Below are 23,714 nucleotides of genomic sequence, written 5' to 3'. Positions count from 1 at the left end.
GGTTTTCCACGGTCGTCGGGATGTTCGTGGTGGCTTCGCTTGCGCGACGGTGCTTTCCCTGATCACCGCACTCATCGAGGGAGGCATCAAATGCTGCAAGAGTTTTGGCAGAACTTCACCCACAACCTCTTCAAACCGCTCCTGCTGTTCTTCTACTTCGGCTTTCTCATTCCGATTCTGAAGGTGCGCTTCGAATTCCCGTACGTGATCTATCAGGGTTTGACCATGTACCTGCTGCTGGCCATCGGCTGGCACGGGGGTGAAGAGCTCGCCAAGATCAGCGCGGGCAGCATCGGGGTCATCGTGGGCTTCATGGTCTTGGGCTTCGTGCTCAACTTCGTGATCGGCGGCCTTGCCTACCTGTTGCTGAGTTGGCTGACCTCCCTTCGACGAATCGACCGAGCGACCGTCGCCGGCTATTACGGGTCAGACTCCGCGGGAACCTTCGCCACCTGCGTGGCCGTGCTGACGGCCGTCGGAATGGCCTTCAACGCTTACATGCCGGTCATGTTGGCGGTCATGGAGATTCCCGGCTGCCTGGTGGCCCTATACCTGGTGGCGCGGCTGCGTCACCGCGGCATGGACGCGGCGGGGAACATGGTCGACGAACCGGGCTACACGGCTCCGGTGCGGGTTTCAGTGGGACCCGGCACCGCGGCCAAGCCGCCGCACGGCCAGAGCCTCGAGGCCGAGCACGAACGCGGCATCGAGGAGGAGCTGGAGTTTTCCCTGGAGAAGCTCGACCACCCGGATTGGGAGCCCGCCCCGAGCCCGCCCCGCCCGACGGGCAAGCGAGCGCCGATCTTCTCGCGGGAGCTGTTCCAAGAGGTGTTCCTCAACCCGGGTCTGGTCCTGCTCATCGGGGGAATCATCATCGGCCTGGTCAGTGGGTTGCAGGGGCAGAAGGTGGTCGCCGACGACGACAGGTTCTTCGTCATGGCGTTCCAGGGCGTGCTGTGTTTGTTTTTGCTCGAGATGGGCATGACGGCCTCCAGGAAGTTGAAGGACCTGCGCACCGCGGGAATCGGGTTCATCTTCTTCGGTCTGTTGGCGCCGAATATCTTTGCCCCGCTGGGGATTTTGATCGCCCACAGCTACTCGTCGCTCACCCACGCCGATTTCAAGCCGGGCACCTACGTACTTTTCGCGGTGCTGTGCGGCGCGGCGTCCTACATCGCCGTCCCGGCGGTCCAGCGACTGGCGATCCCGGAGGCCAGCCCCACCCTGCCGCTTGCCGCATCCCTCGGTTTGACGTTCTCCTACAACGTCACCATCGGGATCCCGCTGTACATCGAGGTCAACCGGCTGGTCGCCCACTGGTTTTAGATTCGCCGGCCACGCGGTGACCGGCCCGGCGAATTATCGTGCGTGACAGTTCCTTTGACGGCTCGTCCCCGGGCCCCAATCGGGCCCGTTGTTAATTATTCGTAAAGACGGGTTGAGACGACTCCCTCAAGCCTGCGAGTTTCCACTAGGTTCGGGGACGCCGCGAGTCGCTTGCTGCCACCCGCTGGGCCGAACTGCGTCGCCAGGAGGCGCCCGTGCTTTACGAGATGTGGCAGAACCTCATCCACAATCTGTTCAAGCCGCTCCTGCTGTTCTTCTACTTCGGGTTCCTCATCCCGATCCTCAAGGTGCGGTTCGAATTCCCGTACGTGATCTACCAGGGTTTGACGATGTACCTGCTGGTGGCCATCGGCTGGCAGGGCGGCGAAGAACTGGCCAAAGTGAAGCCGGCCGACATCGACAACATCGCCGGATTCGTCGTACTGGGCTTGGTGTTGAACTTCCTGATCGGTGTGCTCACCTACATCCTGCTGCGGTACCTGACGCGGCTGCGACGAGTCGACAGGGCGACGGTCGCCGGCTATTACGGGTCGGACTCGGCGGGCGCCTTCGCCACCTGCGTCGCCGTCCTGACCAGTGTGAAGATCGCCTTCGACGCCTACATGCCGGTTCTGCTGGCGTTCATGGAGATTCCCGGCTGCCTGGTGGCCCTGTACCTGGTGGCCCGGTTGCGACACCGGGGGATGGACGAAGCCGGGTACATGCCTGACGAGCCGGGATACGCGGCCCCCGCCAGGGTCGGTCCCGGCGCGGCCGCCCAGGCTGAGGGCGTCGGTGACCGGGTCGAGCGCGGACTCGAGGAGGAGCTGGAGTTCTCGCTGGAAAAGCAGGAGCACGCCGAGTGGTACCCGAGCACCCCGCAGCGCGAGAAGGCGCCGTTGATGTCGCGCGCGATATTGCAGGAAGTGTTCCTCAACCCCGGGCTCATCCTGCTCGTCGGCGGGATCGCCATCGGGTTCATCAGCGCGCTGCAGGGCCAGAAGGTTGTGCACGACCAGAACGAGCTTTTCGTCGCCGCGTTCCAGGGCGTGCTCTGCCTGTTCCTCCTCGAGATGGGCATGACGGCGTCGCGCAAGCTACGGGATCTGAAGTTCGCGGGGGGCGGGTTCATCGCCTTCGGCCTGTTGGCGCCCAACCTGTTTGCGACACTGGGCATCCTGGCCGCCTACGCCTACGCCAACCTGACCGACACGCACTTCCAGCCGGGCACCTACGTCCTGTTCGCGGTGCTGTGCAGTGCGGCGTCCTACATCACCCTGCCCGCGGTGCAGCGGCTGGGAATTCCCGAGGCCAGCCCGACCTTGCCGCTGGCGGCCGCACTCGGTCTGACCTTCTCCTACACCGTCACCATCGGGATCCCGCTGTACATCGAGATCAATCGCGCAGTCGCGCATTGGTTCCCAGCCAGCTGAGGACTATCCCAACACGGTGCGCACCACCGCGTCGGCCAGCAACCGGCCGCGCGGCGTCAGGATGAACCGATCGGCATCGGCCACCAGCAATCCGTCGGCGACCGCACCTTCGGCGCGCTCCCCTTCGGCGGAGCTCAGCACATCACGCGGAAGACCCCGGCGCAGACGGGTTTTCAAAAGCACGTCTTCGGTGTGCAAGGCGTCGGAGTCCAGCCGCTCGAATCCCCCGACCGGCAACGCGCCGACGGCCAGCCTTTCCGCGTAAGCGTTGGGGTGCTTGACGTTCCACCACCGGGTGGCGCCGACGTAGCCATGGGCTCCCGGTCCCGCACCCCACCACTGGCCACCGTCCCAGTAGCCGAGGTTGTGTCGGCATTCGCCGCCGGGGCGCGCCCAGTTGGACACCTCGTACCAAGACATTCCGGCTTCAAAGAGCCGGGCGTCGACCAGCTCGTAGCGGTGTGCCAGCACGTCGTCGTCGGGGGCCGCGAGTTCGCCGCGCCGGACTCGTCGGGCCAGCGCGGTGCCTTCCTCGACGACCAGGGCGTAGGCGGACACGTGGTCGACGCCGGTGTCGATCGCCGTGTCGACCGAGCGCAGCAGGTCCTCATCGGATTCGCCCGGCGTGCCATAGATCAGGTCGAGGCTGACGTGCTCGAAGCCGGCGTCCAGCGCTTCGCGGGCGGCGGCCGCCGATCGATTCGGCGTGTGAATGCGGTCGAGAACGCCCAGCACTCGCGGTGAGACCGATTGCATGCCCAGCGAGACCCGCGTGTAACCCGCCGCGCGGATGGCGTCGAAAAAGTCCGGCCAGGCCGACTCCGGGTTGGCCTCGGTGGTGATTTCGGCATCGGCGGCCAGCGCGAAATGCTCGCGCACCATGTCCAACACCGACGCCACGCGGGCCCCACCCAGCAGTGACGGCGTCCCTCCCCCGACGAACACCGTGTTCACCGTCGGCCCGGAAAGCCGCTCGGCCGCCAGCTTCAACTCCGTCCGCAGCGCCGCCAGCCAGGCGTCGGGATTCACTCCGCCCAGCTCGGCCGGGGTGTACGTGTTGAAATCGCAGTAGCCGCAACGGGTTATGCAGAACGGGACGTGGATGTAGATCCCGAACGACCGCCCGGGTACGGGCTGCAGGTCGGGCAGCTCGACGGCTTCCTCGCGAAGTGCCATGCCAAATGATCCCACGGTGCGCGGTACCCGGCCGCGGGGTCGATTTGGGTCACCCCGACCGGCGGCCCGCGGGGGTTTCCTGGGTTTTCTTACCCGGGCGACCAGCTTAATCGGGAATTCCGCTCACCGTGAGCCGATATTTGACCTGGTTACGTGGCCGCCCGGAGGGCATGGCACAATGGGGAACGTGACCGTCGCTCAGCCCAGCCTTCGCATTGCGCTCGTGGCGCGGCGGCACATTGATCTCAAGCGTGTATGCAGCTGTTGCTGTCTCCCTTGATGTCGTAGACCCGCCCACCTGTACGTCCAGCTGGCATCGGATCTGCGCCGCCGATACCACCGGTGAGCTGCGCTTTCATGCCTGCGATGTTCGAAGGAGACCTCCGAGATGACCACAGCCCGTCCCGCCAAGCCCCGTAACGAGGGCCAGTGGGCGCTGGGAGATCGGGAACCGCTCAACCCCAACGAAGAGATGAAGCATGCCGGCGCCCCGCTCGAGGTGCGCGAACGCATCGAGAGCATCTACGCCAAGGCCGGCTTCGACAGTATCGACAAGAGCGATCTGCGCGGCCGCTTCCGCTGGTGGGGGCTCTACACCCAGCGCGAACAGGGCTACGACGGCACGTTCACCGGTGACGAGAACGCCGATCTGCTGGAAGCCAAGTACTTCATGATGCGGGTGCGCTGCGACGGCGGCGCCCTGTCGGCCGCGGCGTTGCGCACGGTCGGCCAGATCTCGACGGAGTTCGGCCGCGACACCGCCGACATCTCCGACCGGCAGAACGTGCAGATGCACTGGATCGAGGTCGAAAACGTCCCCGAGATCTGGCGGCGGCTCGCGGAGGTGGGCCTGCAAACCGCCGAGGCGTGCGGCGACTGCCCCCGCGTGATCCTGGGTTCACCGCTGGCCGGGGAGTCCCGCGACGAGGTGCTCGACCCCACCTGGGCGATCGATGAGATCGTGCGCCGCTACATCGGCAAGCCCGACTTCGCCGACCTGCCGCGCAAGTACAAGACAGCGATCTCCGGCCTGCAGGATGTCGCGCACGAGATCAACGACATCGCCTTCATCGGGGTCAACCATCCCGAGCATGGGCCCGGCCTGGACCTCTGGGTCGGCGGCGGTCTGTCCACCAACCCGATGCTGGCCCAGCGGGTCGGCGCCTGGGTGCCGCTGAACGAGGTACCCGAGGTCTGGGCGGCCGTGACGTCGATATTCCGCGACTACGGTTACCGGCGGCTGCGCTCGAAGGCCCGGCTGAAGTTCCTGATCAAGGACTGGGGCATCGGCAAGTTTCGTGAAATTCTCGAGACCGAGTACCTCAAGCGGCCGCTGATCGACGGCCCGGCCCCCGAACCGCTCAAGCATCCGATCGATCACATCGGGGTGCAGCGGCTCAAGAACGGCCTCAACGCCGTCGGCGCGGCACCGATCGCGGGACGGGTCTCGGGGTCCATCCTCTCGTCGGTGGCCGACCTGATGGACAGGGCCGGCTCGGACCGGATCCGGTTCACCCCGTACCAGAAGCTGGTCATCCTCGACATCGCCGACGACAAACTCGACGAGGTGCTCGCCGGGCTCGAGGCGCTCGGACTGCAGGCCAAACCGTCCCATTGGCGCCGGAACCTGATGGCCTGCACGGGGATCGAGTACTGCAAGTTGTCGTTCGCCGAGACCCGCGGTAAGGCGCAGGTCTTGGTGCCGGAGCTGGAGCGCCGCCTCGAGGACATCAACTCTTCGCTCGACGTGCCGATCACGGTCAACATCAACGGTTGTCCGAACTCGTGCGCGCGAATTCAAGTGGCCGACATCGGCTTCAAGGGCCAAATGGTGGACGACGGTCACGGGGGCTCGGTAGAGGGCTTTCAGGTGCACCTGGGCGGCAGCCTCGGGCTGGACAGCGGATTCGGGCGGAAGTTGCGCCAGCACAAGGTGACCAGCGACGAGCTGGGCGACTACATCGACCGGGTGGTACGGAACTTCATCAAACACCGCAGTGCGGGAGAACGCTTCGCGCAGTGGGCGATTCGGGCGGATGAGGACGATTTGCGATGAGTGGACAGGCGACGAAACGAAGCGAAGCGGAACTGCGGGAGCTTGCGGCGCGTGGCGCCGCGGAGCTTCAGGGCGCCAGCGCCATCGAGGTGTTGCGCTGGACGGATGAGACCTTCGGCGGGGTCAACGGGCCCCGCGGCTGGGCCACCTGCAACTACGTGCTGACCTCCAGCATGCAGGAGGCCGTGTTGATCGACCTGGCCTCGAAGGTCCGGCCCGGAGTCCCGGTGGTCTTCCTCGACACCGGTTACCACTTCGCCGAGACCATCGGAACCCGGGACGCGGTGGAGTCGGTGTACGACATCCACGTGCTCAACATCACCCCGGAACAGACGGTGGCCGAGCAGGACCAGCTGCTGGGCAAGGACCTGTTCTCCCGGGATCCGGGCGAGTGCTGCCGGCTGCGTAAGGTCGTGCCGCTGCGCAGGGCCCTGAGTGGATACTCGGCCTGGGTGACCGGTTTACGGCGAAGCGAGGCGGCGACGCGGGCCAACGCTCCGGTGATCGGTTTCGACGAGGGCTTCAAGCTGGTGAAGATCAATCCGCTGGCGACGTGGACCGACGAGGACATGCAGAACTACATCGACGAGCACGGTGTGCTGGTCAATCCGCTTGTCTACGACGGGTATCCGTCGATCGGCTGCGCCCCGTGCACGGCCAAGCCGCTCGCGGGGGCCGACCCGCGCAGTGGGCGTTGGCAGGGGCTGTCCAAGACCGAGTGCGGGCTGCACGCCTCCTGACCGCAGCCTCGGGTCACGCGGACGTCAGCGTGGTCTTCTGATTCTGGCCGGGACGGCCGGCGCTGTCGGTGGCGTCCTCAGCGGGAAGCGACGGCATCCGCGTGGCGCGCACGTAGACGGTGTCGCCCTCGCGTAGGGCCAGGGCCTCGGCGTCGCCGCGGGTGATCTGAGCGGTGAAGAGGCCCCCGGTGGCGGCGCTGGTCAATTCCACTCGCACCTCGAACCCCAGGACGACAACGCGATCGACCGTGGCGCGCACCACCCCGATCGACTCGGCGGTGCCGTCGCCGCCCGCGATGGCCATCTCGGGGTTGCGGCCCACCCGGATGTCGTGGGGGCGAACCAGATTGCCGTTCAAGGTGGACACCGCTCCGAGGAACGACATGACGAAGGCCGTCTTCGGGGCGTCGTAGACCTCGGTCGGCGATCCCACCTGCTCGATGCGGCCGTGATTCAGCACGGCGATCCGGTCGGCGACGTCCAGCGCCTCCGCCTGGTCGTGGGTGACCAGGACCGTGGTGACGTGCACCTCGTCATGCAGCCGGCGTAACCACGCGCGCAGGTCCTCCCGCACCTTGGCATCCAGCGCACCGAACGGCTCATCGAGCAGCAGCACCTGGGGGTCGACCGCCAGCGCCCGGGCCAGCGCCATCCGCTGTCGCTGACCACCGGACAGCTGATTGGGATAACGGTTCTGAAAGCCGCTCAGCCCCACGACTTCCAGGAGGTTGTCGACCTTGGCCTTGACCTCCGCCTTGGGCCGCTTGCGGATCTTGAGTCCGTACGCCACGTTGTCGCGAACGGTCAGGTGCTTGAACGCCGCGTAGTGCTGGAACACGAACCCGATGCCGCGTCGCTGCGGCGGGACCCGCGTGACGTCATGGCCGTTGATCGTGATCGTCCCGCTGTCGGGCTGGTCGAGCCCCGCGATGGCGCGCAACAGGGTCGACTTGCCCGAGCCGCTGGGACCCAGCAGTGCCGTCAACGAGCCGGACGGTACGACGAAGTCGACGTGGTCTAGCGCCACGAAGTCGCCGTAGCGCTTGTTGGCGTTCCGCACGATGATGGCGTGGTCCGGGTTGTCCCTGTCGGTCATCTACGAGTCTCCATGTCGAGCCTATCTGTCCGCCCGTGCCCGGCGAAGGTCCAGAACCACCTGGAAGATCAGCACCAGCACCGCAACGCCCATCAACAACGTCGACAGCGCGTAGGCGCCGTACTCGGCCCCGCGGTTATACCGATCCGAGACCAGCAGCGTCAACGTCTGGGACTTACCCGGCAGGTTCGACGACACGATGATGACGGCGCCGTATTCGCCGAGAGTGCGGGCGACGGTCAATACGATGCCGTAGGTCAAACCCCACCGGATGGATGGCAGGGTGATTCGCCAAAAGGTCTGCCACCAGCCCGATCCCAGCGTCGCGGCCGCCTCTTCCTGGTCGGTACCCAATTCGTGCAGAACCGGCTCCACCTCGCGCACCACGAACGGCAGGGTGACGAAGATGCTGGCCAACACGATGCCGGGCAGCCCGAAGATGATCTTGAACCCGAGGTCCTTTTCGACGAAGCCGAACGCGCCGGCCGATCCCCACAACAGGATCAGGGCGACACCCACGACGACGGGCGACACCGCGAACGGCAGGTCGATGACCGCCTGCAACACGCCCTTACCGCGAAAACGGTTGCGCGCCAGCACCAAAGCGGTGGGGATGCCGAACACCACGTTCAGTGGCACCACGATGGCGACGACCAGCAAGGTCAGGTTCAGCGCCGAGATCGCCGCCGGCGTGCTGACCCAGTCGAAGAACTGGCCCAAGCCCGGCCGGAAAGTCCGCCATAGGATCAAGGCCACCGGGACGACGAGCAACACGAAAATGTATGCCAGCGCCACGAATCGGATCAGGTAGCGAACCCTGCGCGATGACGTCACGGGGCCAACTCCTCACGCTTGGCCGCGCGCCCGCCCACGATGCGCAGGATGAACAGCACCACGAATGAGATGGACAGCAACACGATGGAGATGGCGGCGGCACCGGTGCGGTCATCGTTCTCGATCAGTGTCCGTATCCATTGCGACGAAACCTCCGTCTTGCCCGGCACCGCGCCCCCGATCAGCACGACCGAACCGAACTCGCCGATCGCACGCGAGAACGCCAGCCCCGCACCGGACAACAACGACGGCGTCAGCGACGGCAACAGCACCGACGTGAAGATCTTCGGTCCGCTGGCGCCGAGCGACGCCGCCGCCTCCTCGGTCTCACGATCGATTTCCAGCAGCACCGGCTGCACCGCGCGCACCACGAAGGGCAGCGTGACGAAGGCCAGCGCCACCGCCACACCCCACGCCGTGTGTTGCAGGTGCAAACCCACCGGGCTGTTGTTGCCGTAGAGGGCCAGCATCACCAGGCTGGCGACAATGGTGGGCAGCGCGAACGGCAGATCGATGATCGCGTCGACGAGCCGCTTGCCGACGAAGTCGTCGCGCACCAGCACCCAGGCGATTACCAGGCCGAACACCAGGTTAGCCAGGGTGACCCCTGCGGAAATGGTCAGCGTCACCCGGAACGACTCCAACGCCGCGTTGGAGGTGACCGCCAACCAGAAGGCGTGCCAGCCGCCGCCGGCGGCCTGCCACGCGATCGCGGCCAGCGGCAGCAGCACGATCACCGACAGCCACAAGGTCGCCACGCCCACCCGGAGCGACGTGGTGCCGCGGGCGCGCCGCGCCTTCACCGGCCCGCGCCCGGCGTCACCGGCGGGCTGGCCGAGCTCGGGCCTGATCGCCTGGGGGTCAGGCGTGATGGCGGCCGTCATCCGGTGGCCTGCGTGTAGATCTTGGTGATGCTGCCGGTGCTCTTGTCGAACAGCTGCGGATCGACGGGCGTCCAGCCGCCGAGGTCGGCGATCGTCCATAGTTTCGCCGGCACCGGGAACTGGTCACGGAATTCGGCGGCGACGGCCGGATCGACGGGCCGAAAACCGGCCTGCGCCCATACCTTCTGCGCGGCGGCGGTGTATTGGAAGTTCTTGAACGCGACCGCGGCGTCGAGGTGGGGACTGGTGGTCACCACCGCCACCGGGTTCTCGATCTTGAACGTCTGCGGCGGGTTGATGTGCTCGACCGGCTTACCCGCTCGCTCGGTGGCGATCGCCTCGTTCTCGTAACTGATCAACACGTCGCCACTGCCCTGGACGAAAACATCGGTGGCTTCCCTGCCCGAACCGGGACGCAGCTTGACGTGTTCATGCACCAGCTTGCTGATGAACTCGACCCCGGCCTGGGCGTTGCTGCCGCCCTCGCTCTTGACCGCGTACGGCGCCAGCAGGTTCCACTTGGCCGATCCCGAGCTCAGCGGACTGGGTGTGATGACCTCCACGCCCGGCCGCAGCAGGTCGTCCCAGTCCCTGATGTTCTTCGGATTGCCCTTGCGCACCACCAGGGTCACCACCGACCCGAACGGAATTCCCTTCGTGGCGTCCGCATTCCAGTCTTTGGAGACCTTGCCCGCCTTCACCAGCCGGGCGATGTCCGGCTCGACCGAAAAGTTCACGACGTCCGCGGGCTTGCCGTCGACGACGCCGCGGGATTGGTCGCCGGAAGCCCCGTAGGAAGTGATCACCTGGACGCTCTTGCCCTCCTCGGCGGCATTGAATGCGGGAATCACCTTGCTCCACCCGGGTTCTGGGACCGAATAGGCGACGAGGGTGATGCTCGTGTGCGCGTTGTTGGGGCCGCTCCCGCCCACGACGTCACTGGGCCCACCGCTACACCCCGCGATGACGGCCACGAGGGCGAAGAGGGTCACCGGTCGCCAGCGCCTTGCGATGTGGTGGAGCATTCGGGCCTTCCAGTACGGGGACTTACGGACGGTGGTCCCGTTGCTGCGGAAAGGCGCCTTTGAACGGAGGGAAAGACCTCACGAACCCATACCAGACCGCACACGGGTTTGGCAGTCAGCGACAACAGCGCATGAAGACATGGCGCTCCACACCAGAGGTCACATGCATGGCGGGAAGCGTAACAAAAATCGGCAGGCCCGCCACCGCGCGAGGGGCGAGCGGGCGGCCCGCGCTCAGTGCGTCACCCACCACGCGACGATCACCAGCACCACGAGCGCGACCAGAATCAATGTCACGTGTGACCGAGGCATGCGGGTTATCCGGGCGCCTCGCCGGCGTGCCGGGCACGGCGCATCAGAGCGATGCTCTTGCCGAGCAGGCCGTCGAGCAGCCCGGCGGTGACCGCCGCCACCACCAGCACGACCGGCATCACCACCATGGCCTGGAGCACGAATGCGAGCCCGGAAAGCCACAGCTCATTGCCGTCCCACCAATTCAGGAACGCCGTCACGCGGCTCACCCTATTCGGCCCTGCAGCGGAATTCCAATGTGCCAAGATCGGCGCATGTCCGCCCCGCCGCAGGCGCGCCGCTGGCTGCCCACCGCGCTGCTCCAGGCCGCGCAACGGGGAATCCATGCCAACGTGATCGCCGCGGCGGTGGCCGGGAACGACGACCGCTCGCCGCGCGGTGTGCGGCTGGTGGGCCGATCCACACCCCTGCGCCGGCTGGTCGGCTACCTCGTCGCAATCGGCCCGTTGCCCGAGCACGCCCCGAGGTTCGCCCGCCGCCGCGGTTGATACAGAGTGGCGCCACGTCGGCGAAAGAATGGACGGGGGACCGCTCAACAGATGATGATGTCGGGATGGTCCTGCACGCCCAGCCCGACGACGCCATGCCCGAGGAGGCATTTGCAACGGCCCCGGCGCCGCTGCCGTCACCCATCGACTTCAGCGCGCCGGCGCCCCTTGCCGCCAGCGCAGCACTGCGGAACCCGTTTCCGCCGATCGCCGACTACGCGTTCCTGTCGGACTGGGAGACGACGTGCCTGATCTCCCCCGCCGGGTCCGTCGAATGGCTGTGCGTGCCCCGGCCGGACTCCCCCAGCGTGTTCGGCGCGATCCTGGACCGCAGCGCCGGCCATTTCCGGCTGGGCCCCTACGGCGTCTCGGTGCCCTCGGCCCGCCGCTACCTGCCGGGCAGCCTGATCATGGAGACCACCTGGCAGACCCACACGGGGTGGCTGATCGTGCGCGACGCGCTGGTGATGGGGCCCTGGCACGACATCGAGCGCCGGTCGAGGACGCATCGCCGCACCCCGATGGACTGGGACGCTGAGCACATCCTGCTGCGCACTGTGCGCTGCGTCAGCGGCACGGTCGAGCTGATGATGAGCTGCGAGCCCGCGTTCGACTACCACCGCGTCGGTGCCACCTGGGAGTACTCGGCGAACGCGTACGGCGAGGCGGTGGCCCGGGCGACCAAGCAGCCCGACGCCCACCCGACGCTGCGGCTCACCACCAACTTGCGGATCGGCCTGGAGGGCCGCGAAGCGCGGGCGCGCACCCGGATGAAAGAGGGCGACGACGTGTTCGTCGCGCTGAGCTGGACGAAGCACCCGGCGCCGCAGACCTACGAAGAGGCCGCCGACAAGATGTGGCAGACCACCGAATGCTGGCGGCAGTGGATCAACATCGGCAACTTCCCCGACCACCCCTGGCGGGCGTACTTGCAGCGCAGCGCGCTCACGCTGAAGGGATTGACGTACTCGCCCACCGGGGCACTGCTGGCGGCCAGCACCACGTCGCTTCCGGAAACCCCTCAGGGGGAACGCAATTGGGACTACCGCTACGCGTGGGTGCGCGACTCCACATTCGCGCTGTGGGGTCTTTACACTCTCGGACTGGACCGCGAGGCCGATGACTTCTTTGCGTTCATCGCCGATGTCTCCGGCGCCAACAGCAACGAGCGGCACCCGCTGCAGGTGATGTACGGCGTGGGCGGCGAACGCAGCCTGGTGGAGGAGGAACTCCATCACCTGTCCGGTTACGACCACGCGCGCCCGGTGCGCATCGGCAACGGCGCTTACGACCAGGTACAGCACGACATCTGGGGTTCCATCCTCGACTCCTTTTACCTGCACGCCAAGTCGCGCGAGCAGGTGCCCGAGACGCTGTGGCCGGTGCTCAAGAAGCAGGTGGAAGAGGCCATCAAGCACTGGCGCGAACCCGACCGGGGCATCTGGGAGGTCCGCGGCGAGCCGCAGCATTTCACCTCGTCGAAGGTGATGTGCTGGGTCGCGCTCGACCGCGGGGCGAAGCTGGCCGAACGGCAGGGCGAGAAGAGCTACGCGCAGCAATGGCGGGCGATCGCCGAGGAGATCAAGGAGGACATCCTGCAGCACGGGGTGGATGCTCGCGGGGTGTTCACCCAGCGCTACGGCAGCGACGCGCTGGACGCCTCGCTGCTGCTGGTGGTGCTGACCCGGTTCCTGCCGCCCGACGATCCGCGGGTGCGCAATACGGTGTTGGCCATCGCCAACGAACTCACCTCGGAAGGGCTGGTGCTGCGCTACCGGGTGGAGGAGACCGACGACGGGCTATCCGGCGAGGAAGGCACGTTCACGATCTGCTCGTTCTGGCTGGTGTCGGCGCTGGTGGAGATCGGCGAGGTGGCGCGGGCGAAGCGGCTGTGCGAGCGCCTGCTGTCCTACGCCAGCCCACTGCACCTCTACGCCGAGGAGATCGAGCCCCGCACCGGCCGGCACCTGGGCAACTTCCCGCAGGCGTTCACCCACCTGGCGCTGATCAACGCGGTGGTGCACGTGATCCGCGCCGAGGAGGAATCCGACGGCTCGGGGGTGTTCCAGCCCGCCAACGCGCCGATGTAAGGCGCGGCGATCGCAAGCGCGGCCGTCAGGCCGGGCGAAGCGGGTCGCCGCCATCAGCCCCGCGGCGGCACGACTCAGCTCAGCGCGCTCACTTTGTCCCGCATGACTTGCGCGATGTCGAGCGCCCTGGCGTTCGCGTCGGCCGGCCCGTCTTGGGCTGCGCTCGAGGTGTCCACGAAATCGACCTCGACTTCGATGAGGCAATTGTCCCGCACCCCGACGGCCCGCTCGGCGGGAAGCGCTGGGGGCGAGAACGACGCCGGCACGTTCCATTGCATCGAAATGGTCGCCGCGACAACAGAACTCGCGCTCTGCACGCGACTGACTTTCACTTCCAGCGGCAGACTGCCGCCCGAGATGGGAACCGCCTTTCCATCGCATTCCTGCCACTGCCCCGAGATCGTCGAGAAGAGGGCGTAGGCCTCGTGCGCGGTGGGCAGGCTGATGGCGGCCTGTTGCACCCGGGTCACCGCCGCGCCGGAAGCGGCGGTGGGCCGCCACGTGGAGAACGCAACGGCTTTGACGTTCGCCGACCGGTAGGCGCCCGCCCGCATCATCACGGCCACCCCGAGGCAGCTTTCGGATCCCTCCGGCCGCGCGACGCCGAACGTCTCGGGGCCGCCGACAAGCGGCGGGAAACCCGGGTCGAGTTCCACGGGCTGCCTGACAATGCGGGATAGCGCGCTCTGGCCGAGGAGCACCCGCTCAAGGGTCTGCCCGTCGAGGAATCGCGGCGTCAGGTTCGCCGGTGGCCGCGCCGCGCCGCCGATCGTGATGGAACAGCTCGTGGCCGAAAGCAGCGTGACCAAAAGCGCTGCGCACCTACGTCGTCGCCGATGGCGGGGTCTACCCGACATCGTGGCGACCAGCGCAGCGGGGGGCACTTCGGTGCGGCAACTACTTCCCATGCGCTTCCGGCTACCTCCCACTCCGCCCGAGCTTAGGCTTGGCGGCGCAGCGAAGCCGTCGCCCACGCTCAAGCACAGCGCAACCCCAGAGAAGTCCCAGGTTTGTGGCAGGTGCCGGTCAGCTCAGCCCGCTGACCTTGTCCATCATCGCGTGCGCGATGTCGATGGCGCTGCGGTGCACATCGCCGGACCCCTCGTCCGACGAGCGCGTCGAATTGAAGAACGCCACCTCGACTTCGACGAGGCAGTTCCCCCGCACGCCGATGGCGCGCGCCTCGGGCCTGGGCCCACTCGACGGTATGCCGGGCAATTGGGTGTCGATCGCCACTGTCGCGGCCAGCACAGATTCGGAGACCCGCACCTCGGAGATGGTGTTCGAGAAGACGATCGCGGGGCGGTCGGTGATGATGCTGGGGCGCCCGATGGTCACGGTCGTACCCTCGCAGTCGCGCCACTGCTGCGCGAACTGTTGGAACAGGGCGGCCGCCCCGCCGGCGCTGGACAGTGCGACCACGCCCTCGGCGACGCTGATCACCTTCGCCGGCCCGCGCTGGTTCCACCACGTCTCCCGCGCCGCATTCTTCACGTCGGCGGATCGGTAGGCGTCCATCACCATCATCGACGTGACACCGATGCAGTTGGCGGGCGATACCGCGCCGAACGCCGGCGGCAACACCTCGGGACCGCCGAACCGCGCCGGGAGTTCATTCTTGCTTCCAAACGACTGCCCCAGCAGCTTCGACAGCTCGGCGTCGTCGAGGAGCACCTGCTTGACTGGTTGCCCGGTGACCGGGTGGGGTTTCAGATTCGGCGCGGGCCGCGCGGTGCCGTCGACCGTGCAGCCGGTGGCGAGCGCGACGGCCAGCAGGCAGACACCAACCACACCGCCGGCACGCGTCCCCGGCACGGCTACTTCTTTCCCTTGTCGCCGGCGGCGTCCGTGGACAGCGCCGCAACGAACGCTTCCTGCGGCACGTCCACCCGCCCGATGGTCTTCATCCGCTTCTTGCCTTCCTTTTGCTTTTCCAGCAGTTTGCGTTTGCGGGTGATGTCGCCGCCGTAACACTTGGACAGCACGTCCTTACGGATAGCCCGGATATTCTCGCGCGCAATGATTTTCGAGCCGATGGCCGCCTGCACCGGCACCTCGAACTGCTGGCGGGGAATCAGCTCTTTGAGCTTGGTGGTCATTTTGTTGCCGTAGGCGAACGCCGAATCCTTGTGCACGATCGCACTGAACGCGTCGACGGCTTCGCCCTGCAACAGGATGTCGACCTTGACCAGCTGGGCCTCCTGCTCGCCGGCCTCCTCGTAGTCGAGGCTGGCGTAGCCGCGCGTGCGCGACTTCAGCGAGTCGAAGAAGTCGAAGATGATCTCGCCGAGCGGCATCGTGTAGCGCAACTCGACCCGCTCGGGCGACAAGTAGTCCATGCCGCCCAACTCGCCGCGGCGCGACTGGCACAGCTCCATGATGGTGCCGATGAATTCGCTGGGCGCGATGATGGTGGTCTTGACGACCGGTTCGTACACCGTGCGCACCTTGCCCTCGGGCCAGTCCGACGGATTGGTCACCACGATCTCGGTGTCATCCTCCTTGATCACCCGGTAGACGACGTTGGGCGACGTGGAGATCAGGTCGAGGTCGAACTCGCGCTCCAGGCGCTCGCGGGTGATCTCCATGTGCAGCAGGCCCAGGAATCCGCATCGGAAGCCAAAACCCAGCGCCACCGACGTTTCCGGCTCGTAGGTCAGCGCCGCGTCGTTGAGCTGCAGCTTGTCCAGGGCGTCGCGCAGAACCGGGTAATCGGAGCCGTCCACCGGATACAGGCCCGAGTAGACCATCGGCTTGGGTTCGCGGTATCCCGTCAGCGCCTCTGTAGCGCCGTGTCGGGCCGTCGTCACCGTGTCACCGACCTTGGACTGGCGGACGTCCTTCACACCCGTGATCAGGTAGCCCACCTCGCCCACGCCCAGTCCCGCGCTGGCCTTCGGTTCGGGCGAGACGATGCCCACCTCGAGCAGCTCGTGGGTGGCGCCGGTCGACATCATCAGGATGCGTTCCCGTGGGACGATCTTGCCGTCCATCACCCGGACGTAGGTCACCACGCCGCGGTAGATGTCGTAGACGGAGTCGAAGATCATCGCGCGGGTGGGCGCGTCGGCGTCGCCTTGCGGATGCGGCACCTCCCGCACGACGTGGTCGAGCAGGTCGGCGACGCCCTCACCGGTCTTGCCGGACACCCGCAGCACGTCGCCGGGCTCACACCCGATGATGTGGGCGATCTCGCCCGCGTAGCGGTCCGGATCGGCCGCCGGCAGGTCGATCTTGTTGAGCACCGGAATGATGTGCAGGTCGCGGTCCAGCGCCAGGTACAGGTTCGCCAGCGTCTGCGCCTCGATGCCCTGGGCGGCGTCGACCAGCAGCACCGCCCCCTCGCACGCCTCCAGCGCCCGCGACACCTCGTAGGTGAAGTCGACGTGCCCCGGGGTGTCGATCAGGTGCAGGACGTATTCCTCGTCACCGACCTTCCAGGGCAACCGGACGTTCTGCGCCTTGATGGTGATCCCGCGCTCGCGCTCGATGTCCATCCGGTCCAGGTACTGTGCACGCATCGATCGCTCGTCGACGACGCCGGTGAGCTGAAGCATCCGGTCCGCCAGCGTGGACTTGCCATGGTCGATGTGGGCGATGATGCAGAAGTTCCGAATCTGCGCCGGCGCGGTGAAGGTCTTGTCGGCGAAACTGCTGATGGGAATCTCCTGGTCTGCACATGCTTGCGGCGGCGTCAACGCCGGCTGAGTTGGTATGTCCAGGGTATCTAGGCGGGCTGCCCGAGACCTAGTTGGACACAATCGCACCCGCGCGCTCGCGTCTATGCTGCGAATATGGCGTCTGCCCGCAAATCCCAGTGGAAGACGTTCCAGCGGTTTGCCGAGAACCTGGTCTTCGATCGGGCCCCACGGCTGGCCCGGCACGTGCAGAACTCGCAGACGGTGCTGCGGGAGCTGCAGCAGGCCGTGAAGATCACCGCGAGCGTCATCGCGGCAGCCGCGCCGCAACCGCCCGCCGTCACCGCGGGCCGCCCGGTGACCAGCACGAGCTTCCCCACCGCCCAGCGGGCGCGCAAGCTGGTCTATGCCCCCGACCTCGACGGTCGAGCCGATCCCGGCGAGATCGTCTGGACGTGGGTGGTCTACGAGGATGACCCCACCCGCGGCAAGGACCGGCCCGTACTTGTCGTGGGGCGGGACCGCCGCGTGTTGCTGGGGTTGATGGTGTCCAGCCAGGAGCGCCACGCGCAGGACCGGGACTGGATCGGGATCGGTTCGGGGGCGTGGGATTACGAGGGCAGGCCGAGCTGGGTTCGGCTGGACCGGGTGCTCGACGTGCCGGAAGAAAGCATCCGCCGCGAGGGCGCGATCCTGGATCGGGAGATCTTCGACCTGGTGGCCGAGCGGTTGCGGGCCGACTACTCGTGGAGCTAACGCCGCGACGAGCGTGCAACAACCAGACAGCGCAGGGCGAATTTGCCCGCTGAGTGCACGTTCGGCGAGGCCGCGCTCAGCCCTGGGTGATGTAGGACTGCAGCTGCTGGTGCTCGGCCTCGAGTTCTTCCATGCGTGTCTTCACCACGTCGCCGATGCTGACGATCCCGATCAGCTTCTTGCCGTCGAGCACCGGGACGTGCCGCACCCGGTTCTTCGTCATCAGCACGCTCAGCGAGTCCACCGTGTCGGTTTTCGTGCAGGTGGCGACGGTGGCGGTCATGATCTTCGAAATCGGCCGCGACAGCACGCTGGCGCCATGGGTGTGCAGCTGCCGCACGACGTCGCGCTCGGAGACGATGCCGACGACACCCTCGTCGCCCACCACGACCATGGCACCGATGTTCTGCTCGGCGAGGCCGGCGAGCAGCTCTTTGACCGTCGCCTCGGGATTGATGGTCACCACCGCCGCGCCCTTGTTCCGCAAGACGTCTGCTATCCGCATCAAGGCCTCCAGCTGGTTGTGATCGGCTTCACACCAGGCTACGGCTAACTCGCGCGGCGGAAAAGCCACGACGAGATCCGGTAGCCGATCCGTGTCCATACCCTGACGTCGGCGTTCGAAACCGGTGCGCGGGGCGGGCGGCGGGTCGATCGCCCGATTGGGCCACTGAGCGGGCTCGCGCCTTGCAAGATAGGGGCGATGATCGAGATCACGCTGCTCGGGACGGGAAGCCCGATCCCCGACCCCAACCGCGCCGGGCCGTCGACTCTGGTGCGGGCCGGCGGACAGGTGTTTCTGGTCGACTGCGGGCGGGGCGTGTTGCAGCGCGCGGCGGCGGTCGGTGTGGGCGCGGCGGGATTGTCGGCGCTGCTGATCACCCACCTGCACAGCGACCACATCGGAGACCTCGGTGATGTGCTGATCACCCGCTGGATCAGCACCTTCGCACCCGACCCCGCGCCGCTGCCGATCATCGGACCGGCCGGGACGGCGGAAACGGTCGAGGCCACGCTGCACGCGTTCCGCCACGACATCTCCTACCGACTCGCCCACCACGCCGACCTGAACGCGCCGCCGGCGGTCGAGGTGCACGAATGCACCGACGGGGCGGTGTGGGACCGCGATGGCGTGTCGATCCGCGTCGCGCCGACCGATCATCGACCGGTGGCGCCGACCGTCGGGTTCCGGCTCGACTACGGCACGGCGTCGGTGGTGCTCGCCGGGGACACCGTGCCCTGCGCCGGCCTCGACGAGCTGGCGACCGGAGCCGGCGCGCTGGTGCATACCGTGATCCGCAAGGACATCGTCCGCAACATCCCGCAACAGCGCCTGCAGGACATCTGCGACTACCACTCCTCGGTCGAAGAAGCGGCGGAAACCGCCGCCCGCGCGGGCGTCGGGACCCTCGTCATGACGCACTACGTGCCGGCGCTGGTGCCGGGCCAAGAGGAACAGTGGCGGGCGCTGGCGGCCTCGCGGTTCGCCGGGCGCATCGAGCTCGGCGACGACCTGCATCGTGTCGAGATCGACGCGCCGTAACTCCTAATGGCGAATGTCGTTGCGCCGCAACGGTAACAGCGCCCCGGCGAGCACCAGCCAAGACAACGCCAGCACCCGCGCGATCGGCAGGATCACGCCCAGATCCGGCCAGATCAACACCCCCACCGCCGCTTCGGCGAGGGCCGCGGTTACCAGGCCGGCCCAGGCGACCGGCCTCGACAGCACCCCCAGGTTCAACGAGGTTGCCGCCATCGCGGCCACCATGAGACCCAGGGCGACGATGTGCCCCGGCCCGCCGACGAGGAACACCAGCAAGTACAGGGCCCGAACGAAGGTCGCATCCCCGGCCACTTCGGGTTGCGACAGCGGCCAGGCCAGCAACCCGCACAACCCCAGCGCCCCGGCGGCCAAGATTCCCCCGGTGAGCGCGGTCGCCGCTCCCGTACCGGCCGCCCCGAGGCGCCGCAACCGGACGCCGACCGTCGCGGCGTAGGCCGCCAACGGGACCGACGACGCGAACGCGGTCACGGCGATGACGCGCACGGCGACCGGCTGCGCCTGGACGTAGGCCACTACGGCGGCCGTTGGGCCGTACGGCAACGGCATCACGCCGCCCAGACCGACCCCCACGGCGATCCCGCCGAAAAGCAGTGCCACGCACAGCGCCGAAAGCAGCGGCAACGAAAATCCCGTGGGCCGGCGCGCGGTGTCGTTCATGCCTGCACGCTATGGCCGCGCGGCTAAGCGAGCCGGGTGACCTCCACGACGACGTCGAGATCGGTCGCGCCCTCACCGGAGTAGATGCCCTTCAGGGGAGGGACGTCGGTGTAGTCGCGGCCGGCGCCCACGCTGACGTACTGCTCGGAGATCTCGGTCTCGTTGGTCGGGTCGTAGCTCCACCACCCCCCGGTCCACGCCTGAATCCAGGCGTGGCTACGCCCGTCGACCGTGTCCCCGACGACGGCGTGGCGCTTGGGGTGCAGGTAACCCGACACGTAGTGCGCCGGAATTCCCATGGCGCGCAACAACATCAGCGACAAGTGCACGAAGTCCTGGCAGACACCTTTGCCCGCGTTCAACGCGTCCAGCCCCGACGAGTGCACGCTGGTGGTGCCCGGCAGGTAGTCCAGCTCGCCGCGCACCCAGTGCGCCGCGGCGGCGACGGCCTCGGCGGGCTGGTGTGACTTAGCGATCTTCTTGGCCACGGAGGCAACCCTTTTGCTTGCCGGGGTGTGCGCGGTGGGGCGCAGCAACTCGTCGAACCGATCGATCACCGCGTCGGATCGCAGATCGTCCCAGCCGATGTCGGTCACCGCCGGTTCCGGCTGCTCGGTCTCGACCACCGAGGACGACGTCACGGTGAGATCGGTGTGCGGTGCGTGTAGATCGAACGCCGTCACTGCGGTGCCCCAATAGTCGATGTAGCGGTAGGACCGGGTCGCCGGGATCGTTTCGACGCGATTGAGGATGACGTTCTGTCTGGTGTTCGACCGTGGGGTCAACCGCGCCTCGTTGTAGGAGGCGGTCACCGCCGACTGGTAGGCGTATCCGGTGGTGTGCACCACCCGCAGCCGCCACATCAGTTGTCCCCCTGCCTGCTGACCAGCCGGCGGTCGGCGGCGTCCGACCACGCCACCCACGGAGTGACGTGAAAATACTGCACCGACAACGCTTCTCCGACGTCGCGACAGGTTCGCTGCAGCCCGGCCAAGCGGCTCTCCAGCGACTCCAGCAGCACGCCCGGTTGCACGAACTCCAGCTCGCTGCGGGCCTGCCCGAGCAGCCGCTGCGCCTCCCCGGTGGCCCCGATCCGGCTCTGCCGGTTGTGCAGCAGTTCGTCGAGGTTGTGTTCGGCCAGCCGCAGCGAATAGAACACCGACCGCGGGAACAGCCGGTCGAGCAGCATGAACTCGACCACGCGGCTTGCGTCCAGCACGCCGCGATACGTGCGCAGGTAGGTGTCGTGCGCGCCCGCGGAACGCAGCAACGTCACCCAAGCCGGGGACGACGCGCTGTCCCCTACCCGCGAAAGCAACAGCCGCACCGTCATGTCGATCCGCTCGATCGCACGGCCCAGCACCATGAAGCGGTACCCGTCGTCGCGTGACAACGTCGAGTCGGCCAGCCCGGCGAACATCGCCGCCCGCCCCTCGATGTAGGACAAGAATTCATGGGGCCCAAGGCGTTTGGCGGCGCGTTCGCGTTCAGCGAGGGCGTGGTAGGTGCCGTTGAGGCACTCCCAGATTTCGCTGGATGTGACCTCCCGCGCCGACTTCGCGTTTTCGCGCGCCGCCGTGATCGCGTCGACGATCGACGAACCGCCCGATGCATTGGTGCTGAAGGCGACCAGGTCGGTCAAAGACCAGACGTCCAGGTCATGGCTCGGGGGATCGATCCCGAGCACCCGCAACAGCAGCCGAGACGCTTGGTCGGGGTCGACGCTGGAATCCTCGAGCAGCTGGTGCAGCACCACGTCGAGGATGCGGGCGGTGTCGTCGGCGCGCTCGACATAGCGACCGATCCAGAACAGCGCTTCGGCGTTGCGGGCCAGCATCAGCGCCTCTTCCGCCGCTGCTGTTGCTGAAGCTGCTGTTCCTGCGGCGATTCCTTGGTCAGCGACTGGGTCTGCGTCAGCCGCGGCGCGCCGTCCACTTCCGGGTCGGGCATCGACTCCGGCAGCGAGCGCACCACTTCCGCGGCGCGGAGCTCGTGGTCGCCGGCCGAGGTCCGCGACGCCAGCACCCAGGTGTCCTTCGAGCCACCGCCCTGGCTGGAGTTGACCACCCGCGAGCCCTCGACCAGGGCCACGCGGGTCAACCCGCCGGGCAATACCCACACGTCGTCGCCGTCGTTGACCGCGAACGGCCGCAGGTCGACGTATCGGGGCGCGAGCGTGTTCCCGATCTGCGTCGGCACGGTCGACAGCTCCATCATCGGCTGGGCGATCCAGCTGCGCGGGTCGTCGCGAACCTTCTTGGCGACGGTGGCCAGCTCCTTCTCGGAGGCTTCCGGCCCGAAGACGATGCCGTAACCGCCGGACCCTTCGACCGGCTTGAGCACCAACTCGTCGATCCGGTCCAGCACCTCTTCGCGTTCGTCGTCGAGCCAGCAGCGGTAGGTCTCGACGTTGGCCAGCAGCGGCTTCTCACCCAGGTAGTACTCGATCATGGTCGGCACGTAGGTGTAGACGAGCTTGTCGTCGCCGACACCGTTGCCGATGGCGCTGGAGACGACGACGTTGCCGGCGCGCGCGGCGTTGACCAGGCCGGCCACGCCGAGCACCGAGTCGGCCCGGAACTGAAGCGGGTCCAGGAAGGCGTCGTCGATGCGCCGGTAGATGACGTCGACCTGCACCTCGCCGTCGGTCGTCCGCATGTACACCTGGTTGTCCCGGCAGAACAGGTCGCGGCCTTCCACGAGCTCGACGCCCATCTGGCGGGCCAGCAGCGAGTGCTCGAAGTAGGCCGAGTTGTACACACCGGGGGTCAGCACCACCACCGTGGGGTCGGCCTCGTTGGTGGCCGCGGAATTGCGCAGGGCACGCAGCAGGTGGGACGCGTAGTCGTCGACCGCACGCACCCGATGGGTGGCGAACAGATTTGGGAAGACGCGGGCCATGGTCCGCCGGTTCTCCATGACGTACGACACCCCGGAGGGCGAACGCAGGTTGTCCTCGAGGACGCGGAAGTTCCCCTTCTCGTCGCGGATCAGGTCGATGCCGGCGACGTGGATGCGCACGCCGTTGGGTGGGACGATGCCCATCGCCTCGCGGTGGAAATGCTCGCAGGAGGTGATCAGGCGGCGCGGGATGATGTCGTCGTTGAGAATCTCCTGGTCGCCGTAGATGTCGTCGAGATACATCTCGAGCGCCTTGACGCGCTGGATGATGCCGCGCTCCAACCGGCTCCATTCGGCGGCGGAGATCACCCGTGGAACCAGGTCGAGCGGAAACGGCCGCTCCTGCCCCGACAGCGAGAACGTGATGCCCTGGTCGATGAACGCGCGGCCCAGCGCGTCGGCGCGCGCCTTGAGCTCCGAGGCGTCCGATGGGGCGAGCTCGGCGTAGATGCCCTTGTAGGGTCCCCGCACGGCGCCCTGCGCATCGAACATCTCGTCGAAGGCCATCGCGTACACATCGGACGACGTGTTGTAGCCGCCGAAAATGCGCTCGGTGCGCGCGGCGCGCAAACTCCCCCTGGTTTCCTCAAGCTGGCTCGGAAGACTCACGTTTTTAGATGCTGCCTCAAATTGACTTTACGGCAGGCCACGGGTTCCCGTTTTGGGAGAAAACGTAACCGACTGATAACCTGGGCAGTCGCCGTGGTGGTATCCGGCACCTAAGCAGACGTCGAATCG

Annotated in this window: 22 protein-coding genes and 1 pseudogene; 9 read left to right on the top strand and 14 right to left on the bottom strand. The window is 67.1% G+C overall.

Going from position 1 to position 23,714, the window contains the following annotated elements; translation table 11 throughout:
- Window positions 1-90 precede the first annotated feature (90 nt).
- Together ACEL92_RS09160 and ACEL92_RS09155 are read left to right on the top strand one after the other, a co-directional pair.
- On the top strand, window positions 91-1,326 hold the full coding sequence (locus ACEL92_RS09160) for a sodium-dependent bicarbonate transport family permease (RefSeq protein ID WP_374025271.1): 1,236 nt from the start codon (window positions 91-93) through the stop codon (window positions 1,324-1,326).
- Between the two features lie 215 nt (window positions 1,327-1,541).
- A complete protein-coding gene (locus tag ACEL92_RS09155) occupies window positions 1,542-2,759 on the top strand; it encodes a sodium-dependent bicarbonate transport family permease (RefSeq protein WP_374025270.1) in 1,218 nt (405 codons plus the stop codon).
- A 3-nt stretch (window positions 2,760-2,762) separates the two neighbouring features.
- Here ACEL92_RS09155 and hemW read toward each other — a convergent pair whose 3' ends face one another.
- Window positions 2,763-3,935: a radical SAM family heme chaperone HemW gene (gene hemW / locus ACEL92_RS09150; RefSeq protein WP_374025269.1), complete on the bottom strand. Its 1,173-nt coding sequence runs from the start codon at window positions 3,933-3,935 to the stop codon at window positions 2,763-2,765.
- Between hemW and ACEL92_RS09145 the strand changes: the two genes are divergently transcribed.
- From ACEL92_RS09145 to ACEL92_RS09135, 3 genes are all read left to right on the top strand, one after another.
- Window positions 3,934-4,215 (top strand): Ms4527A family Cys-rich leader peptide, encoded by a 282-nt coding sequence (locus tag ACEL92_RS09145; protein ID WP_374025268.1) that lies wholly within the window; start codon window positions 3,934-3,936, stop codon window positions 4,213-4,215. The genes hemW and ACEL92_RS09145 overlap by 2 nt on opposite strands.
- A gap of 108 nt (window positions 4,216-4,323) precedes the next feature.
- Window positions 4,324-5,991: a nitrite/sulfite reductase gene (locus ACEL92_RS09140; protein WP_374025267.1), complete on the top strand. Its 1,668-nt coding sequence runs from the start codon at window positions 4,324-4,326 to the stop codon at window positions 5,989-5,991.
- Entirely contained in the window at window positions 5,988-6,731 is a 744-nt protein-coding gene (locus ACEL92_RS09135; protein WP_374025266.1) for a phosphoadenylyl-sulfate reductase, read from the top strand. Before ACEL92_RS09140 ends, ACEL92_RS09135 begins: the two co-directional genes overlap by 4 nt.
- Before the next feature lie 13 nt (window positions 6,732-6,744).
- Here ACEL92_RS09135 and ACEL92_RS09130 read toward each other — a convergent pair whose 3' ends face one another.
- The 5 genes from ACEL92_RS09130 to ACEL92_RS09110 form a co-directional block, all read right to left on the bottom strand.
- Complete coding sequence (locus ACEL92_RS09130) at window positions 6,745-7,827, bottom strand: sulfate/molybdate ABC transporter ATP-binding protein (RefSeq protein WP_374025265.1); 1,083 nt, start codon at window positions 7,825-7,827, stop codon at window positions 6,745-6,747.
- A 21-nt stretch (window positions 7,828-7,848) separates the two neighbouring features.
- A complete protein-coding gene (gene cysW / locus ACEL92_RS09125) occupies window positions 7,849-8,661 on the bottom strand; it encodes a sulfate ABC transporter permease subunit CysW (protein ID WP_374025264.1) in 813 nt (270 codons plus the stop codon).
- A complete protein-coding gene (gene cysT / locus ACEL92_RS09120; RefSeq protein WP_374025263.1) occupies window positions 8,658-9,545 on the bottom strand; it encodes a sulfate ABC transporter permease subunit CysT in 888 nt (295 codons plus the stop codon). Before cysT ends, cysW begins: the two co-directional genes overlap by 4 nt.
- Window positions 9,542-10,570, bottom strand: a complete 1,029-nt coding sequence (locus ACEL92_RS09115; RefSeq protein WP_374025262.1) for a sulfate ABC transporter substrate-binding protein — start codon at window positions 10,568-10,570, stop codon at window positions 9,542-9,544. The genes cysT and ACEL92_RS09115 overlap by 4 nt, the downstream gene beginning before the upstream one ends.
- 317 nt (window positions 10,571-10,887) lie before the next feature.
- The gene (locus tag ACEL92_RS09110; protein WP_066952819.1) at window positions 10,888-11,082 is read right to left on the bottom strand and encodes a hypothetical protein; all 195 of its coding nucleotides are present in this window, start codon (window positions 11,080-11,082) and stop codon (window positions 10,888-10,890) included.
- A 54-nt stretch (window positions 11,083-11,136) separates the two neighbouring features.
- Between ACEL92_RS09110 and ACEL92_RS09105 the strand changes: the two genes are divergently transcribed.
- Together ACEL92_RS09105 and ACEL92_RS09100 are read left to right on the top strand one after the other, a co-directional pair.
- Window positions 11,137-11,370 (top strand): hypothetical protein, encoded by a 234-nt coding sequence (locus ACEL92_RS09105; protein WP_374025261.1) that lies wholly within the window; start codon window positions 11,137-11,139, stop codon window positions 11,368-11,370.
- A 65-nt stretch (window positions 11,371-11,435) separates the two neighbouring features.
- A complete protein-coding gene (locus ACEL92_RS09100; RefSeq protein WP_374025260.1) occupies window positions 11,436-13,460 on the top strand; it encodes a glycoside hydrolase family 15 protein in 2,025 nt (674 codons plus the stop codon).
- 74 nt (window positions 13,461-13,534) lie between these two features.
- Here the strand turns inward: ACEL92_RS09100 and ACEL92_RS09095 are convergent, their stop codons facing one another.
- From ACEL92_RS09095 to lepA, 3 genes and pseudogenes are all read right to left on the bottom strand, one after another.
- Window positions 13,535-14,269 (bottom strand): sensor domain-containing protein, encoded by a 735-nt coding sequence (locus tag ACEL92_RS09095; RefSeq protein ID WP_374025259.1) that lies wholly within the window; start codon window positions 14,267-14,269, stop codon window positions 13,535-13,537.
- A gap of 217 nt (window positions 14,270-14,486) precedes the next feature.
- Window positions 14,487-15,275, bottom strand: a complete 789-nt coding sequence (locus ACEL92_RS09090; protein WP_374025258.1) for a sensor domain-containing protein — start codon at window positions 15,273-15,275, stop codon at window positions 14,487-14,489.
- Window positions 15,276-15,277: 2 nt separating this feature from the next.
- A pseudogene (lepA, locus tag ACEL92_RS09085) lies at window positions 15,278-17,273 on the bottom strand (translation elongation factor 4).
- Here lepA and ACEL92_RS09080 point away from each other — a divergent pair.
- Entirely contained in the window at window positions 17,255-17,854 is a 600-nt protein-coding gene (locus ACEL92_RS09080) for a type II toxin-antitoxin system PemK/MazF family toxin (RefSeq protein ID WP_374025257.1), read from the top strand. The pseudogene lepA and the gene ACEL92_RS09080 overlap by 19 nt on opposite strands.
- A gap of 76 nt (window positions 17,855-17,930) precedes the next feature.
- Here the strand turns inward: ACEL92_RS09080 and ACEL92_RS09075 are convergent, their stop codons facing one another.
- On the bottom strand, window positions 17,931-18,359 hold the full coding sequence (locus tag ACEL92_RS09075) for a CBS domain-containing protein (protein ID WP_374026136.1): 429 nt from the start codon (window positions 18,357-18,359) through the stop codon (window positions 17,931-17,933).
- 198 nt (window positions 18,360-18,557) lie between these two features.
- On the opposite strand from ACEL92_RS09075, the gene ACEL92_RS09070 reads away from it, so the two are divergent.
- A complete protein-coding gene (locus ACEL92_RS09070; RefSeq protein ID WP_374025256.1) occupies window positions 18,558-19,397 on the top strand; it encodes a ribonuclease Z in 840 nt (279 codons plus the stop codon).
- A gap of 3 nt (window positions 19,398-19,400) precedes the next feature.
- Here the strand turns inward: ACEL92_RS09070 and ACEL92_RS09065 are convergent, their stop codons facing one another.
- From ACEL92_RS09065 to ACEL92_RS09050, 4 genes are all read right to left on the bottom strand, one after another.
- A complete protein-coding gene (locus ACEL92_RS09065; RefSeq protein ID WP_374026135.1) occupies window positions 19,401-19,976 on the bottom strand; it encodes a hypothetical protein in 576 nt (191 codons plus the stop codon).
- Between the two features lie 122 nt (window positions 19,977-20,098).
- Window positions 20,099-20,938, bottom strand: a complete 840-nt coding sequence (locus tag ACEL92_RS09060; RefSeq protein ID WP_374025255.1) for a transglutaminase domain-containing protein — start codon at window positions 20,936-20,938, stop codon at window positions 20,099-20,101.
- Complete coding sequence (locus ACEL92_RS09055; protein WP_374025254.1) at window positions 20,938-21,912, bottom strand: alpha-E domain-containing protein; 975 nt, start codon at window positions 21,910-21,912, stop codon at window positions 20,938-20,940. Before ACEL92_RS09055 ends, ACEL92_RS09060 begins: the two co-directional genes overlap by 1 nt.
- Window positions 21,912-23,585, bottom strand: a complete 1,674-nt coding sequence (locus ACEL92_RS09050) for a circularly permuted type 2 ATP-grasp protein (RefSeq protein WP_374025253.1) — start codon at window positions 23,583-23,585, stop codon at window positions 21,912-21,914. The genes ACEL92_RS09055 and ACEL92_RS09050 overlap by 1 nt, the downstream gene beginning before the upstream one ends.
- Window positions 23,586-23,714 lie beyond the last annotated feature (129 nt).

Origin of the sequence: Mycobacterium hainanense, assembly GCF_041890355.1 — a bacterium.
Classification (GTDB): domain Bacteria; phylum Actinomycetota; class Actinomycetes; order Mycobacteriales; family Mycobacteriaceae; genus Mycobacterium; species Mycobacterium hainanense.
This window is presented reverse-complemented; position numbering and strand designations above follow the sequence as displayed.

What these genes read in the sequence shown, in the direction of transcription:
- ACEL92_RS09060 (WP_374025255.1), bottom strand. Translation starts at nt 20,938, where the DNA reads ATGTGGCGGCTGCGGGTGGTGCACACCACCGGATACGCCTACCAGTCG.
- ACEL92_RS09070 (WP_374025256.1), top strand. Translation starts at nt 18,558, where the DNA reads ATGATCGAGATCACGCTGCTCGGGACGGGAAGCCCGATCCCCGACCCC.
- ACEL92_RS09160 (WP_374025271.1), top strand. Translation starts at nt 91, where the DNA reads ATGCTGCAAGAGTTTTGGCAGAACTTCACCCACAACCTCTTCAAACCG.
- ACEL92_RS09075 (WP_374026136.1), bottom strand. Translation starts at nt 18,359, where the DNA reads ATGCGGATAGCAGACGTCTTGCGGAACAAGGGCGCGGCGGTGGTGACC.
- ACEL92_RS09145 (WP_374025268.1), top strand. Translation starts at nt 3,934, where the DNA reads ATGCCAAATGATCCCACGGTGCGCGGTACCCGGCCGCGGGGTCGATTT.
- ACEL92_RS09100 (WP_374025260.1), top strand. Translation starts at nt 11,436, where the DNA reads ATGGTCCTGCACGCCCAGCCCGACGACGCCATGCCCGAGGAGGCATTT.
- ACEL92_RS09140 (WP_374025267.1), top strand. Translation starts at nt 4,324, where the DNA reads ATGACCACAGCCCGTCCCGCCAAGCCCCGTAACGAGGGCCAGTGGGCG.
- ACEL92_RS09130 (WP_374025265.1), bottom strand. Translation starts at nt 7,827, where the DNA reads ATGACCGACAGGGACAACCCGGACCACGCCATCATCGTGCGGAACGCC.
- ACEL92_RS09135 (WP_374025266.1), top strand. Translation starts at nt 5,988, where the DNA reads ATGAGTGGACAGGCGACGAAACGAAGCGAAGCGGAACTGCGGGAGCTT.
- hemW (WP_374025269.1), bottom strand. Translation starts at nt 3,935, where the DNA reads ATGGCACTTCGCGAGGAAGCCGTCGAGCTGCCCGACCTGCAGCCCGTA.
- cysT (WP_374025263.1), bottom strand. Translation starts at nt 9,545, where the DNA reads ATGACGGCCGCCATCACGCCTGACCCCCAGGCGATCAGGCCCGAGCTC.
- ACEL92_RS09080 (WP_374025257.1), top strand. Translation starts at nt 17,255, where the DNA reads ATGGCGTCTGCCCGCAAATCCCAGTGGAAGACGTTCCAGCGGTTTGCC.
- ACEL92_RS09115 (WP_374025262.1), bottom strand. Translation starts at nt 10,570, where the DNA reads ATGCTCCACCACATCGCAAGGCGCTGGCGACCGGTGACCCTCTTCGCC.
- ACEL92_RS09055 (WP_374025254.1), bottom strand. Translation starts at nt 21,912, where the DNA reads ATGCTGGCCCGCAACGCCGAAGCGCTGTTCTGGATCGGTCGCTATGTC.
- ACEL92_RS09105 (WP_374025261.1), top strand. Translation starts at nt 11,137, where the DNA reads ATGTCCGCCCCGCCGCAGGCGCGCCGCTGGCTGCCCACCGCGCTGCTC.